General features: G+C 39.5%; 14 protein-coding genes. 12 read left to right on the top strand and 2 right to left on the bottom strand.

Translation table 11 applies throughout. From position 1 onward, the window contains the following. The first annotated feature begins 180 nt into the window (after positions 1-180). The 5 genes from trpS (at position 181) to KZC02_RS28415 (ending at position 3,921) form a co-directional block, all read left to right on the top strand. A complete protein-coding gene (gene trpS, locus KZC02_RS28435) occupies positions 181-1,158 on the top strand; it encodes a tryptophan--tRNA ligase (protein WP_221391766.1) in 978 nt (325 codons plus the stop codon). Beyond that, complete coding sequence (locus KZC02_RS28430) at positions 1,155-1,730, top strand: phosphatase PAP2 family protein (RefSeq protein ID WP_221391765.1); 576 nt, start codon at positions 1,155-1,157, stop codon at positions 1,728-1,730. The genes trpS and KZC02_RS28430 overlap by 4 nt, the downstream gene beginning before the upstream one ends. 39 nt (positions 1,731-1,769) lie before the next feature. Continuing rightward, on the top strand, positions 1,770-2,714 hold the full coding sequence (locus tag KZC02_RS28425; protein WP_221391764.1) for a ribose-phosphate pyrophosphokinase: 945 nt from the start codon (positions 1,770-1,772) through the stop codon (positions 2,712-2,714). Positions 2,715-2,751: 37 nt separating this feature from the next. After that, on the top strand, positions 2,752-3,318 hold the full coding sequence (locus KZC02_RS28420) for a 50S ribosomal protein L25/general stress protein Ctc (protein ID WP_221391763.1): 567 nt from the start codon (positions 2,752-2,754) through the stop codon (positions 3,316-3,318). A 96-nt stretch (positions 3,319-3,414) separates the two neighbouring features. Continuing rightward, on the top strand, positions 3,415-3,921 hold the full coding sequence (locus KZC02_RS28415; protein WP_229253858.1) for a DUF421 domain-containing protein: 507 nt from the start codon (positions 3,415-3,417) through the stop codon (positions 3,919-3,921). 18 nt (positions 3,922-3,939) lie between these two features. Here the strand turns inward: KZC02_RS28415 and KZC02_RS28410 are convergent, their stop codons facing one another. Further along, positions 3,940-4,875 carry an NAD(P)-dependent oxidoreductase gene (locus tag KZC02_RS28410; protein WP_221391762.1) on the bottom strand — a complete coding sequence of 312 codons (936 nt, stop codon included), beginning with the start codon at positions 4,873-4,875 and terminating at the stop codon, positions 3,940-3,942. A 95-nt stretch (positions 4,876-4,970) separates the two neighbouring features. Between KZC02_RS28410 and pdxA the strand changes: the two genes are divergently transcribed. From pdxA to KZC02_RS28375, 7 genes are all read left to right on the top strand, one after another. After that, positions 4,971-6,077: a 4-hydroxythreonine-4-phosphate dehydrogenase PdxA gene (gene pdxA, locus KZC02_RS28405; protein WP_221391761.1), complete on the top strand. Its 1,107-nt coding sequence runs from the start codon at positions 4,971-4,973 to the stop codon at positions 6,075-6,077. 77 nt (positions 6,078-6,154) lie between these two features. Further along, positions 6,155-7,042, top strand: coding sequence for a YicC/YloC family endoribonuclease (locus tag KZC02_RS28400; RefSeq protein WP_221391760.1), 888 nt, complete (start codon positions 6,155-6,157; stop codon positions 7,040-7,042). 4 nt (positions 7,043-7,046) lie between these two features. Next, positions 7,047-7,661 carry a DNA-3-methyladenine glycosylase gene (locus KZC02_RS28395; protein WP_221391759.1) on the top strand — a complete coding sequence of 205 codons (615 nt, stop codon included), beginning with the start codon at positions 7,047-7,049 and terminating at the stop codon, positions 7,659-7,661. A 173-nt stretch (positions 7,662-7,834) separates the two neighbouring features. Then, positions 7,835-9,637: a sensor histidine kinase gene (locus KZC02_RS28390; RefSeq protein ID WP_221391758.1), complete on the top strand. Its 1,803-nt coding sequence runs from the start codon at positions 7,835-7,837 to the stop codon at positions 9,635-9,637. A 178-nt stretch (positions 9,638-9,815) separates the two neighbouring features. Next, positions 9,816-10,931 (top strand): SAM-dependent methyltransferase, encoded by a 1,116-nt coding sequence (locus KZC02_RS28385; RefSeq protein WP_229253857.1) that lies wholly within the window; start codon positions 9,816-9,818, stop codon positions 10,929-10,931. Between the two features lie 166 nt (positions 10,932-11,097). Next, positions 11,098-13,419 (top strand): RND family transporter, encoded by a 2,322-nt coding sequence (locus tag KZC02_RS28380; protein WP_221391756.1) that lies wholly within the window; start codon positions 11,098-11,100, stop codon positions 13,417-13,419. Between the two features lie 46 nt (positions 13,420-13,465). Next, positions 13,466-14,851 (top strand): M28 family peptidase, encoded by a 1,386-nt coding sequence (locus tag KZC02_RS28375; RefSeq protein WP_221391755.1) that lies wholly within the window; start codon positions 13,466-13,468, stop codon positions 14,849-14,851. A gap of 259 nt (positions 14,852-15,110) precedes the next feature. Here the strand turns inward: KZC02_RS28375 and KZC02_RS28370 are convergent, their stop codons facing one another. Next, positions 15,111-15,731, bottom strand: a complete 621-nt coding sequence (locus KZC02_RS28370; RefSeq protein WP_221391754.1) for a T9SS type A sorting domain-containing protein — start codon at positions 15,729-15,731, stop codon at positions 15,111-15,113. Positions 15,732-15,802 lie beyond the last annotated feature (71 nt).

Genomic DNA, 15,802 nt, shown 5'->3' with positions numbered 1-15,802 from the left:
TGAAAGCAATTCAGGAAAAGATACAGCAGATTTACATAAATTAAAAAATTACAAATAGCCACAAAGGTACTAAGACACTAATTGAAAAATTCTCAGTCTTTTTATTTTGTGTCTTCCTGACTTTGTGTCAAAATAATTTACACCAGCTCAAATAATATTTTTATAAGCATATATAATTAAATGGCCAGAATCCTTACCGGAATTCAAAGCAGCGGACGACCGCATTTAGGAAATATTTTAGGAGCAATCCTGCCTGCTATTGAACTTTCAAAAAATCCACAAAACGAATCATTTTTTTTCATTGCTGATCTGCATTCACTTGTTTCTTTAAAAAGCGGGCCTGACAGGAGTGAATATGTACGGGCTATTGCGGCTGCATATCTGGCAATGGGATTTGACCATCAAAGTAATGTTTTCTGGCGCCAGTCAAGGGTTCAGGAACATGCTGAGCTGGCTTGGTACCTGAGTTGTTTTACACCTTTTCCTATGCTTGCCAATGCAACATCATTTAAGGAAAAATCGGAAAAACTGGCTGATGTGAATGCCGGGCTTTTTACTTATCCGGTTTTACAGGCGGCTGATATTCTGCTTTATGATGCCAATATTATTCCTGTTGGAAAGGATCAGAAACAACACCTGGAAATGACCAAAGATATTGCCAGCCGTTTCAACCAGCTTGCAGGAGAAGACGTACTGGTGTTGCCGGAACCGCAGATCGATGAACATATAATGACCATTCCCGGTATTGACGGCCAGAAAATGAGCAAATCTTATCATAATTATATTGATATCTTCCTTCCCGAAAACGAACTAAAAAAAGTAACCAGGAAAATCCTGTCAGCTTCCACTGCTCTGGAAGATTCCAAAGATCCTGATATCGATATAACCTTCAAATTATATTCGTTGCTTGCATCTGAAACGGATATTGAAACAATGCGCCAGAATTATATAAGTGGCGGTTATGGTTATGGCCATGCCAAACAGGCTTTGTACGAATGTATACTTGAAAAGTTTGCAGAACCGAGGCGGATTTTTAATTATTATATGGAAAACACGGCTGAACTGGAAAATATCCTGACAGAAGGTGAAGAAAAAGCACGTAACATCGCACAACAAACCATTAGAAAAGTACGAAAAGTTCTAGGTTTCAGCTCATGACACCAGCAATTGACTCACTAATTCACTACGACCAGGAGTTACTTCTTGCATTAAATGGCCAGCATGCTCCGTGGGCTGATACGCTGATGTATTGGATCACATTCAAATTCACCTGGATTCCTATGTATCTGGCTCTGGCTATGATTACCATAAAAGTCGAAGGAAAGAAATCCATTGGCATTTTTGTTGCTGTTATTTTGGCTGTTGCACTTGCTGATCAGATTACTTCAGGGATCATGAAGCCCTATTTTCACAGGTTTCGTCCTTGTCACGAGCCGGATCTGGCTGGAATGGTTCATGAAATAACAGGCTGTGGTGGCCAGTTCGGATTTGCTTCTTCGCATGCCAGTACCAGTTTTGCTGTGGCTGGTGTATGGTTTGCATTGCTGAAAGATAAAGTGAGTTATATGTGGCTCTTGCTCGTTTGGGCGGCACTTTATTCTTACAGCAGAGTGTATGCAGGTGTGCATTATCCTGGGGATATTCTGGTCGGAGCACTGATCGGAATTTTGGTGGCATGGTTATGTATCCGGCTGTATTTCATTTTTTTAGCTAAGTATTTCGGTAATTAACCGATTTTTATTTAATTTTGCGCAAATTTTTAGTTAGCCATGGGCTCATTTAATACAGTAAAAATATTTTCAGGAAGCCAGTCAGAATACCTCGCGAAGGATATTGCAAGATATTTTGGCAAGGAACTGGGCGGGTACACATTGAGAAAATTCAGTGACGGCGAATTGTCACCGAGCTTTGAAGAATCGGTTAGAGGTTGTGACGTTTTTTTAATCCAGTCAACTTTTCCTCCCGCAGATAATTTATTTGAACTGCTTTTGATGGTAGATGCTGCACGCCGTGCTTCTGCCCATTATGTTACTGTGGTCATTCCTTATTTTGGTTATGCACGTCAGGACAGGAAAGACAAGCCACGTGTAGCCATTGCAGCGAAAGTTGTGGCAAATCTGCTTACCTCAGTTGGTGTTGACCGCCTGATGACAATTGATTTACATGCAGGACAAATCCAGGGCTTTTTTGATTTACCAGTAGACCACCTGGAAGGAACTTCTATTTTTGTTCCTTACATCAAATCCTTAGGCCTTAAAAATCTGCTGATTGCTTCTCCTGATATGGGCGGTGCAGCACGGGCACGAAATTTTGCTAAGTTCCTGAATGTGGATATGATCCTGTGCGATAAACACCGGAAAAGAGCTAATGAAATTGCCAGCATGCAGGTAATCGGTGAAGTGGAAGGAATGGATGTGGTACTGGTGGATGACCTTATTGATACAGGTGGTACACTATGCAAAGCGGCTGAACTGATTTTGGAAAAGGGTGCCAATTCTGTAAGGGCGATCAGTACACATGCTATCATGTCGGGCAAAGCCCATGAAAATATTGCAAATTCTGTTTTGGAAGAATTAATTATTACAGATACAATTCCATTGAAGCAACAGAATGATAAAATCCGCGTACTGTCAGTTGCAGAGATATTTGCAAAAGCAATTGGCCGGATCCGCGATCACGAGTCTATTAGTTCATTATTTATAAATTATAAGTAAATTTTAATTTTTTTTAACTTTTTAATAAATTATTCTTATGAAAACGCATGAGATTGTAGGGTTTAAAAGAGCGAATCTCGGCAAGTCGGAAGCCATGGAACTTCGTTCACAAGGTTATGTTCCGTCTGTGCTGTACGGTGGTAGCGAGCAAGTACATTTTTATTCGCCTGCTATGTTATTCCGTGAATTGCTTTTTACACCGGATATATATAATGTTACCTTGAATATTGAAGGCACTATTTATAATGCCATTTTGCAGGAAAAACAATTTCACCCGGTTAATGACGCGCTGATCCACGCGGATTTTTTGCAAATCATTGACGGTAAGGAAATTAAAGTTGAAGTGCCGGTAAAATTAACTGGTACGTCTGTTGGCGTAATGAGTGGTGGTAAAATGAACCAAAAATTACGTAAATTGCGCTTACAAGGTCTGGCTGAAAATATTCCTGACTATGTAGAAGTAGATGTTACAAATTTGGATTTAGGAAAATCCGTTAAAGTAGGTGCGGTAAAAGCTGAAAATTATGTTATATTGACAGCGGCAAGTAACCCAATTGCATCAATTGAAATTCCACGTGCACTTCGTGGTACGATTGGTAAATAATAGAGTATTTTATTTTTCATGGCTAATAGATGCAAACGTGCCGACCTTTGGTCGGCATATTTGTTTATATAGCTTTGTACTTATTTCAAAATCGCTATGATGGATAAAATTATAAGCCTGGATTGGGAAGGAATGCTCATTCCCAGTCAGTCGTTGCTGGAAGTGTGCATAAGAGGTACTATTACCTATTGGATCATTTATTTATGCTTCCGCCTTTTCCGTCGCGGAACCGGACAGCTTAGTATAAGTGACCTGTTGTTGATCACGATGATTTCAGATGCCTCCCAAAATGCCATGGCCGGTACCTACAATTCTATTTCGGAAGGCGCAGTTTTAATCATGACACTATTATTCTGGGATTATGCGATTGACTGGATGGGTTATAAAAAAATCCTTTTCGGTAAACTGGCCAGACCGGAACCTATCCTTTTGATAAGAAACGGCCGTTATATACTCAAGAATATGGAAAAAGAATTGATAGATGAAGAAGAGCTGACCGGGCTATTAAGAGAAAATAACGTTGATGATTATAAAAAGGTAAAAACCTGCTATCTGGAATCCACAGGAAATATTAGTGTAATATTGAAGGAAGAAGCCAAATAGTTTTTAGGATTCTGGCATTTATGCGTTTACCAGCCCGTTCTTTATCTGCTTTACCAAAACCTCATTAATCCTATAGTAACTTTCATGCGTCCAGCCTCCGATATGTGGTGTGAGAATGACTTTATCTGAGGCGCGCAGATAATCGAATGCTTCCTGCTGTCCGGAGCTCAGATTCTTAATTTTTTCATTTTCCAAAACATCCAGGCAAGCTCCTCTAATCTTACCTGATTTCAATCCATTCACAACTGCATTTAATTGTGCAACTTCTCCTCTGGATAGATTTAATAAATAAAAAGGTTTTGAAAATTTCTCAACAAAACTCTCATTAATTAGAAACCGGGTATCTTCTGATAGTGGAATGTGCAGGCTAAGAATATCAGCTTCCTCCATGATTTGTTCCAAAGGAGCTTCCTCTGCATATTCATCTCCATAATTATCACGGTATTTGTCAAAGGCCAGGACTTTACAGCCAAAACCGCTCAGTCTGCGTGCAGTAGCACCACCATTATTGCCGTAACCAATAATGCCTACCGTTTTATTCATAATTTCCACACCGCGATTACCTTCCCGGTCCCAAATCCCGTTCCGGATTTCCTTATCGGCCTTTAAAATATTATTGAACAAACAGAGCAACATGCCCACTGCGTGCTCCGCCACTGCATCGCGGTTTCCTTCCCCGGCATGAAAAACTTCAATATTCAGCCCCTTTGCAATATTTAAATCTATGAGGTCTAAACCTGCACCAGCCCTGGCAATAAATCTTAGCTTTTTTGCCGTAGCCAATACTTCCTGGTCTACATACGTTTTACTTCTGATAATAAGGCCATCATAGTCTGGTAAGGCATCAATAATGTCCTGACGGCGGAAGTCAGGTTGGTAAGCATAATCCCATCCCTGACCTTTCAACATGTTGAAAAGAGAAGAATGCATGGAGTCTGCTATCAGGATTTTCATAGGAGCACGGGATTTTTTGTAACTTGCCAGTCGAATACTTGTACAAAAGTAATATAGATTGCATATAAGAATCGTTATAATATCATTTTAAGTTCATGAGCGACCAGATTAGTAATAAACCATTTATAGGAATTACGTTAGGAGATTACAATGGAATTGGACCGGAAGTAATTCTTAAAGCATTAGAAGGAAATCAGTTAGCTAAATTATGTACCCCCATTATTTACGGCTCTTTGCGTGTATTAAATCAATATAGAAATATATTAGAAATAAAGGATTGGACATTACATGGAATCCAGAAACCGGAGCAAGCCAATCCAAAACTTACCAATGTGATTACTTGCTGGCATGATCACCAGACAGAAGCTGCACCCGGAAAAATAACAAATGAAGCCGGACAAGGTTCTTTATCATCATTAAAACGCGCCGTAGATGATCTTAAAGCTGGCAAATTATCGGCAATTGTAACCGGACCAATCAATAAGGATAATATTCAAAGTGAAGAATTTAAATTTCCTGGCCACACAGAGTATTTTGCCAGTGAATTTGCAGTAGAAGATGCGCTCATGTTTATGGTATCCGGCGATTTACGCGTTGGCGTACTTACTGGTCATATACCGCTTAACCAGGTAACATCGCAGATTACACCTGAAAAACTTTCTGCTAAAATTGAACAAATGTTAAAGTCGCTTAAAGACGATTTTGGCATAAAAAAACCTCGTTTAGCCGTATTAGGCTTAAATCCGCACGCAGGTGAAAACGGACTTTTAGGGAACGAAGAAATAGATATTATTCAGCCAGTTGTAAAATATTTCAAAGAAAAAGGAAATTTGGTTGTCGGTCCTTTTCCAGCTGACGGATTTTTTGCGGCAGGAACTTATAAAAAATACGATGCAGTCCTGGCCATGTATCATGATCAGGGGTTAATTCCTTTTAAAACACTTGCTTTTAACGAAGGCGTGAATTTCACCGCAGGTTTGCCAATCGTAAGAACCTCACCGGATCATGGCACTGCATATAATATTGCAGGAAAAAATGAGGCGTCACCAGGTTCATTATTACAGGCTATTTATCTTGCCTGCGATGTTTCGCGGTTCAGGATTGAAAATACCGAAAATGAAAAGAATGCGCTGGTATCAAGGCCTCAGCAGTCTGAAAGCCAGCATCCTGCCAAATCCGGTGGAAAACAACGATTTAATTAGATTTCAGCCGGCTATCAGCATCCGGCTTTTAGACTTTAAACTTATAAACCTTAAACTTTTAACTCAGTAATATCAACATGCTAAAATCAATGACCGGGTACGGTGTATCCAACATCGAATCTGAATCAATAAACGTAACAGTTGAGATTAAAACGCTTAACTCAAAGTTCTTAGATATATATTGCCGTATTCCAAGAAATTATTCTGAAAGAGAAATTGAGATAAGAAATCTTTTAACCCAATCGCTCGAACGTGGCAAAGTGGAATTTACACTTACGGTTCAGCCTGTTGGAAAAGCAGTAGCATCGACATCAGTAAACCGTGCTCTTGTAAAAGCTTATTACGCTGACTTATCTCAAACTGCAACCGACCTTGGATTAAGTCCTGACGGCACAGAATTACTACGGGTAGCGTTACAATTACCGAATGCTTATAATACCGATTCGGTAGATGAATCGAGCAGGGAGAATGACTGGGCACAGGTTAAAACGGCAGTATTGGAAGCGATCAGGAAATGTAATGTCTTTCGCGGACAGGAAGGAAAAATGACTTCCGACAAGTTTGTTGATTATATCGGGACTATCAGTTCTTTGCTGGACAGTATTTCAGAACAGGACAAACTACGTATTCCGGCAGTGCGGGAACGTTTGGAAAAACAGGTTAGGGATTTACTTTCGGATGACAATTTTGACCCAAACCGTTTTGAGCAGGAACTGATCTATTATATTGAAAAATTCGATATTTCAGAAGAAAAGATCCGATTGGCAAACCACCTGACCTATTTTACCGAAACACTGGAATCATCAGAAAGCAATGGAAAAAAACTTAATTTCATTGCACAGGAAATCGGTCGTGAAATCAATACGATTGGATCAAAAGCCAATGATGCCACTATTCAGCATTTGGTTGTCCAGATGAAAGACGAATTGGAAAAGATCAAAGAGCAAACTATGAATATTATCTAACTGAATGGCGGAAAATAAGCTTCCTCTTTCATATTACGAGTCGTTTGATACGCTGACGCTGGCACAAAAACTACTCGGTTGCGAACTGGTTCACGATAGTCCCGATGGTATTACCAGCGGGATTATTGTTGAAACGGAGGCTTACCTTGCCAATGATCCAGCTTGTCATGCCTACAACAGACGAACCGTCCGGACCGAACCCATGTACGGGCTTCCTGGAACCATCTATGTGTATCTGATCTATGGTATGTATCAGTGCGTCAACGTAGTAAGTAATCGTGTTGGAATCGGAGAAGCTGTACTGATCAGGGCTTTACAACCTACTTCCGGAATCGAACTAATGCAGCTTCGCAGGCATGAAAAAAGAAAAATAACTTACAAAGAAATAAAAGATATAAGCCTCACCGAATTATGTCGCGGACCTGGAAAACTTGTACAGGCAATGGGAATTGAACGTGAGTTGCATAACAATCATTCGTTTTCCGATAGCAGTCTTTACATTACCCCACCACTAATTAATGATATTGCGATTACCGCATCCAAAAGAATTGGTATTCGTGTAGGAATGGATTTACAATACCGGTTTACTATTCAGGGGAGTAAGTTTATAAGTAAGTAGCATTTGTTCGAATTTCGAAAATGATGCCATTCAATAATTAAATAACACTTTCGTTTCCTTATTCATTTTTTTATCTTTGACAGATTAGAGAAACAGATCTCAAAGCTATAACATGCTTTTTTCGCACTCGCTTAGATTTGCATATCTGCTAATCCGTCACGGAATTAAATGATATGAATATATTATACAAGTTAGGAATACTAATTTCATTATGGCTTCTTCTTTCCGGAATTCAGTGCTCCTCGTTTGACCAGAATTTGTCTGTTTCCAGCAGAAGTGAGGATGAATATGTTGAAAAGCACCAGGCCGGTTTTGCCCGGGATACCTTATTGATACATAAATATCACAAGTTAGGAACTGCATATCTTTATCAGAATGCTGAAAAGTCCATGATGTATGCAAAAAAGGTTTTACAGCTTTCGCAAAAACATCAATGGGGAAAGGGAAAAATTCTGGCCTATAACTTACTGAGCACCTATTATTTGCTCGACGGGAGTTACGATGTGCTCAGGGAACTGTCAAATGAAACGGTTATACTTTCAAAGAGACTTAATCTTCCTTTTTATACAGCCCATGCAAAAAGGTTCATGGCTGAAAGTTATACCGAATACCGCCAGTGGGATTCGGCACAAATCAATTATCAGAATGCACTTGCCATTTTCACAAAAATTGGTGTCAATAGCGGCAGGGCTATTTGTCTGGAAAATATGGGCAATATGTACCGGGACAAAAACAAAAATGACCTTGCGATAAAATATTATGATCAGGCATACGCTCTCTACGAAAAACTTAATTCCGACAGGGGAAAAGCCAGTGTCCTGCAAAATAAGGGATACTTGTACCATCGTATAAAAAGCCATTCCGTATCAGAAAAACTTTACCTTGAAGCACTGGAATTATATCGGAAAGACAAAAATCCTTATGGTGAATTAAGCATTTTTAATGATCTGGGAAATACATATTACTGGAGTAAGCAGTATGATAAATCCATTGAGATGTGTCTTAAAGCTTATAATTCCTCAAAACAGTATCATTCTATTCAGCAAACTAACTGGGCATTACAAACCCTTTCACGTGCTTATCGTGAAAAAAATATGCTTAAAAAAGCACTTTTTTACGGGGATGAATTTGCTTATAACCGTCGTATGCTTCACGATGGATATATCCGCAGGCAATATACCATGTACCAGCTCATGTATGATAACCAGCAGATGGGCACGGCAATCCAACAAAAAATAATAGACGAACAGAGCAGGATTCAACAATTATTGATTGGATTTTCAAGCCTGATCATCGCATTTGCTGCATTTCTCTGGTTCAATAATGAAAAACTAAGAAAGAAAAATGCAGAAATAAGAGAAGCTTTGATTAAAGGACAAACCATTGAACGCAAACGAGTAGCGGCCGAATTGCACGATCATTTAGGTGGTACCCTGGCTTCGCTGAACTGGTATCTCTATGGCATGGATAAAAAAGGGTTATCACCGGAAGAACAAAAAATTTATGACAGTGTACACCAAATGGTCGGTGCTGCGTACCGGCAGGTACGTAGTTTGTCACACAATTTAATGCCGGCCGAATTGGAAGAACACGGACTGGTTACGGCACTGCGCCGTCTGGTTGGCAAGCTCAATGAAAACAAGAATATTGAATTTGCGTTTAACCATAACGGATTTGAAAAACGATACGCCAAAAAAGTGGAATTTGAACTTTACAGTATTGTGCTTGAACTGACCAATAACATTCTTAAACATTCAGGTGCTACAAAAGCGGTCATTGATATTAATGAGAGTATAAAAAATATAAACCTCACCATCAGCGATAATGGAAGTGGGATAAACCAGGTATCCAAACAAGGAATTGGCCTGTACAATGTAAAAAACCGTATTGAAAGTTTATCCGGTAAAATTCAGATCCTCGATGAACCGGAAAAAGGCACCAGAATTGAAATTGAAATCCCGAAAACAACAGCTTAACAGACCTTTGTTATTATCCGGAAGTAGTATAAGAATAAAAAATTCTCTCCCGGTTAAACTGTATATCATTTTATACAGTTCTTTTAGAGCAAAAGGAGAATAAACGACTATGATCATCAGCCCGCAACTTACAGAATTCCAGTCTGCCTTAAAAAATTGTATAACTAATAACACATTTGTGAGTTTGTCATTAGGTAATTATAAAGGCACCGAAGAATATCTCAAAAACATTTACATTAAGAAAATCCTCATCAAAAAGGAGGAAAAATTAAGCTTCACTTATCGTTACAAAACCAGGGATATTGTTAAAAATTATCCGGTGGGAGAAGCCATAGAGCTCATTATTAATAATCTGACAACTGGTTTTCTGGTAGCGACATTATTTACTACTACTTCGGATTATCATTTACAGATCATAAATGATCAGAAGACACTTTTAAAAAAACAGCCTGCAATAACAAAGAAGGTTCCCGAACCTGAACACGATAAAGTTAAAAACAGGCCGATTTCTGCAAGAGAAAAACAATATCTGACAGAACTAAAAATTACTGACGAACGGGGAAATGTCTTTAAAAATGCTCAGGATAAATACCGGCAGATCAATCATTACATTGATATCCTCAGTTCGCTGATCAAAGAAATACCCGAGGACAAAAAATTAAAAGTTGTTGACATGGGTTCTGGTAAGGGGTATCTCACTTTTGGATTGTACGATTATTTGCAAAATGTTTTAAAACGTGAAGCTGTAGTGACTGGTGTCGAATTCCGCGAAGATATGGTAAGTCTTTGCAACACAATTGCCAAAAAATCAGGATTTGAACACCTTCATTTTGTTGAAGGTACCATCGAGAATTATGATAGCAGTGATACCAATATGCTCATTGCACTGCACGCTTGTGATACGGCTATAGACGATGCAATTTCAAAAGGAATTAATGGCAGCGCAGATCTGATCGTTGTCGCTCCGTGCTGCCACAAACAAATCAGGCGTGAAATGGAGAAACACAAAGCTGCAAATGATGTGGATTTTCTCACCCGGCATGGTATTTTTCTGGAACGACAGGCAGAGATGGTAACCGATGGTTTACGTGCAATGATACTGGAATATTATGGCTACAAAACCAAAGTATTCGAGTTTGTATCAGATGTAAATACACCCAAAAATGTTATGATAGTGGGTGTTAAAAATAAAAAGCTAACTGAGGAGCAGCCTGCTATTTTACAAAAAATCAAAGATGCGAAAGCTTACTTTGGCATTGAGTACCATCATCTCGAAAAAATAATGGGTTTGTAATTTTCAACAAAGATTCCGTTATATCTCGTATCTCCGTTATATACCAGATCCAATCGGAAAACAGTTGCTTCTATACTGCAAGTAAAATCAGATAGAAATACCTGAAATGCCTTTATTGTGTAACCAGTGCGTATATTTGCGCCTTTTGTAAAAAATAGAATAAAATATGTGGAATAAAATAGCGACTTACATTATCCGCTACCGGCTTATGTGGGTTGCATTGGTGTTAATAACTACGGTATTTATGGCTTTTGAAGCCAGTAAAATTGAACTCTCCTATAATTTTGCCAGGATACTTCCATCCAATGATCCGGTTGAAAAGGAATACCAGGATTTTCGTAAATTGTTTGGTGAGGACGGCAGTGTAATGGTGATCGGCTGGCAGGATCCACAGCTTTTTGAGATTAATAAATTTCGTGACTGGTGCAAACTTTCAGAGCGTATCAAGGAGACAGCAGGTATAAAAAATGTGCTCTCACTTGCTAATGTTTACAAGGCAGTAAGGAATGACAGTCTGAGGCAATTTGATTTTAAGCCGGTAATTAGCCAAATACCATCCACACAAAAAGAAGCCGATAGCCTGAAAAAGGAAATTCTCAACCTTCCTATTTATGAAGGCCTGGTGCTAAATTCAAAAAGTAACGCCACATTGATTGTGGTTACTTTTAATGATAAAGAACTTAATTCCAAACGCCGTCTGACGATTGTAAGTGATATTGAAGCCATGGCCGAAGAATTTGCGGTCAAATACAAAACGGATCTGCACTACTCCGGAATGCCATATATACGGACGATCAACATGAAAAAGATTTCCGGTGAAATGGAGCTGTTCATGGGACTGGCGGTCTTTGTGACGTTATTGATCCTCTGGGCATTTTTCAGATCGTTTCGTCTTACTATTTTATCCATAGTAGTCGTACTGATCGGTGTAATTTTTTCAGTCGGAATCCTGCATTTATTCGATTACAAGATTACGGCACTTACCGGCCTGATCCCTCCCCTGCTCATTGTGATTGGCGTCCCAAATTGCGTTTTTCTTATTAACAAATACCAAACTGAATTAAGGGATAACCGGACCAAAGATGACTCGATCCGTGAAATGATTAAACATATTGGTCTGTCCACACTTCTTGCCAATACTACTACAGCTATTGGTTTTGGCGTCTTCTATTTTACAAATAGCAGCCTGCTCGTTGAATTTGGCATTGTTGCGGCCATTAGCGTCATGGTTACATACGTGCTTTGTATGCTTCTCCTGCCAATTACACTGCATTATATGAGCGTTCCGAGAGCACGCCATATGAAACATCTGGACGGTAAATGGGCATTTGGTTTCCTAAGGTCCGTTAATGATCTGGTACACAACCGACGAAAAGAAATTTACATGGCCATGGTTGTCATGATTATTGTTTCCCTGTTTGGCATGACGAAAATCAAAACGATCGGTTATGTTGTGGATGACCTTCCAAAAAAGGACGTAGTTTACACGGATCTGCGCTTTTTCGAGAAAAATTTCAATGGCGTTTTGCCTTTTGAAGTGATGATCGATACGAAAGAGAAAAACGGAGTTTTTGGAAATGAGGCACAGACTTTATACAAAATAAAATCATTTCAGAATGAAATGGCCAAGTTCCCGGAGTTCTCTCAACCGATCTCTGTGGTACAGGCTTCACGGTTTTTATACCAGGCTTACCGAGGCGGAGATGCGAAATATTTTGCTTTACCGGGAGTTTTGGAATTGTCCAAAATGACAGGTTATGTTCAAGGTAAGCAAGGCGCCGCCAAACAGATCAATTCATTTTTGAATGAGGATAAAAGCGTTACCAGGGTAAGTTTTCAGATGGCCGATGTCGGTTCGGAACGTATTAAAGAACTGATGCAAAAAATACGCCCGAAAGTGGATTCGATTTTCAGTCCTGAAAAATATAAAGTAAGCCTTACCGGCCATAGTCTGGTCTTCCTGAAGAGTAACGATTATTTACTGAGCAATCTATACGAAAGTCTGCTGATTGCGATCGGCCTGATTGCCATTGTGGGTATGGTACTTTTCCGGTCTATTCCAATTATTCTGTTATCAAAACTTCCTTGCTTAATCCCATTGGCACTTACTGCCGGGATTATGGGTTATTTCGGGATTTACTTTAAACCTACAACTATCCTGATTTTTAGTATCACCTTTGGCATTGCCTCCGACGGAACGGTTTATTTCCTGACACGTTATCGTCAGGAAATTTATGAAAAAGGACTGAACCCTTCCCAGGCAGTTACGAATACCATATTTGGTACCGGATTAAGTATGATATATACCGCAGTAATTCTTTTTTGCGGGTTTATCATCTTTGCTGCATCCAGTTTTGGTGGAACCGCAGCGATGGGCGTTATGGTTTCTATCACTTTGCTGGTAGCGATGTGTACGAATCTTATTTTATTGCCCGCCTTGCTATTATCTATTGCTAAAAGACAGGGGAAAAATGTAAAACCTGCTTAAATTAGGCAGATATAAATTTACATTCTTATCCCACTCCTTTTACAAAATGAAAAAACGCATTCTGGCTTCATTATTGTGCTATCCTTTTCTAACTCATTCAGTTCGTGCCCAAACGGATTACCAGACCGACTCTGTTTTTATCAGTAAAATTTTCAATACTGCATTGGGTGACGGCAAATGTTACGAGGTTTTACGGCATCTGACAACGGAAATCGGTTCGCGTTTAAGTGGTTCACCAGGAGCTGCAAAGGCCGTGGAATATACCCGGGATGTGATGAAGGAGCAGAAGTTTGATAATGTATTTCTCCAAAATGTAATGGTGCCTCATTGGGTTAGAGGTGCGAAAGAACAGGGTTACATCCTGAATGGCAAACTAAAAATAAATGTACCGATTGCCGCACTTGGCGGTTCGGTAGCGACGCCAAAGGAAGGTATTAAAGCGCAGGTTATTGAGGTGAAAAACTTTCAGGAATTACGTGCATTAGGTGCTGATAAGGTAAAAGGTAAAATTGTCTTCTTCAACCGGCCGATGGATCCGACTAAGCTAAGTACTTTCGAGGCTTATGGCGCAGCAGGTGATCAACGCAGAGCCGGGCCAAGTGAAGCCGGACAAATGGGAGCTGTAGGTTGTATTGTACGATCACTGACTACCAGGCTCGACGATGTAGCTCATACCGGAAGTATGCGTTATGCCAGTGGAGCACCAATTATCCCGGCCGCTGCTATTTCCACGAACGCGGCTGAACTGTTAAGCAAAATGCTTAAAGAAAAACCGGGTACTGAATTTTATTTTAAACAAAACTGCGAAACGCTTCCTGATGCCCCGTCTCATAATGTGATCGGGGAATTAAAAGGATCGAAAACTTCACCGCAATATATCGTTGCCGGCGGACACCTGGACTCCTGGGATTTTGCACAAGGTGCACATGATGATGGCTCAGGGTGTGTACAATCCATTGAAGCTGTTAGAATACTGTCCGTCTTGGGTTACAAACCGAACAATACGCTACGGGCAGTGATGTACATGAATGAGGAAAACGGACTCAAAGGCGGTATTGCTTATGCAGATTCAGCCAAATCTAAAAATGAAAAACATCTGGCTGCTATTGAATCTGATCGTGGTGGTTTTATTCCGCTTGGATTTGGAATCATTGGAACACCAGCACAAAAATCTAAAATAAAGAGCTGGTCAAATCTGTTCGCTCCGTATGGTTTACACGAAATAGGCCCAGGTGGTGGCGGAGCAGACATTGGGCCGCTTGGCCCACAAGGAACCGTTTTATTAGGTTTGGTACCTGATTCCCAAAGGTACTTCGACTACCATCACGCTTCTAATGACACTTTCGACAAAATAAGTAAACGCGAACTGGAACTGGGCGCTGCGTCTATGGCTTCGATGATGTACCTGCTCGATAAGTATGGTGTGGAGTGAGGGAAAATGACTTGACCAAACTGGTTTCTTCTTTAAGTGATTAAAAAAGTCACTACTGAGACGTGAAATTGACGTTCCGCCGTGAGTTAAAAAATCAAAAATGAATTCATGATAACAATGCCGTAGGTATGTAATGTTTCGTACCTACGGCACTTTGAAAAATCCTTGGAAGCTTATTCTGCGGCGCAGCGGGCCGCCAATATTTTATCCGCCACCAGTGAACCTGATTCAAAATCAAAATACATCATTCCTTCAAGCATCACTTCACAAACATCGCTTTTGAATAGTTGCTGTTTTTCTCATTGATGTTGACATAATAAATACCAGAAGCCAGAGTGGGAACAGTGACACGGTTTTGTCCGGCAATGACTTTCAGATTTTGCTTTACCATTACATTTCCGGAGGCATCAAAGAGCAACATCTGAACATCACTCCCACTTTCAAATTTGTTGAAATTAATACTGATCTCCTTTTGAGTCCTTTCTATTGGATTGGGAAAAAAGCTGAAATCTTTAATTGTTTTATCATCTTCGGAATCAACTTCTGCAATCCTCTCTTTTTCACGTGTTTTTAATTGAACAGGCTCTATTATCCGCATTAACGTGTTTCTGTCATTAAAACCAGTATTTTTCATGGCTATATTTTGTCCTGTCAATATATTCTTTTGATTGATATTACTTCTAAGAGAAATTGCACCCTTTGAATTGAAAACGATCTTGTTATTGAATTTTCCTTTCTTATTATCCAGTATGTAAATGCGCCGCATCATTTTCTGTAATTCTATTTTACCGTTGTTTTTTGATTCAACAGGTTGTGCATAAGTGGAAAATGTGCATAATAGATTAAGCGCCAAAATAATGCAAAATAAAAATCCGGGCATTATTTTGCTTGATTTATATGATAAAATCATGGTTGAGTTTTGAATAAGATTGTGAAATTTGAATATGTATA

Origin of the sequence: Dyadobacter sp. NIV53, assembly GCF_019711195.1 — a bacterium.
Taxonomy (GTDB): Bacteria; Bacteroidota; Bacteroidia; order Cytophagales; family Spirosomataceae; genus Dyadobacter.
This window is presented reverse-complemented; position numbering and strand designations above follow the sequence as displayed.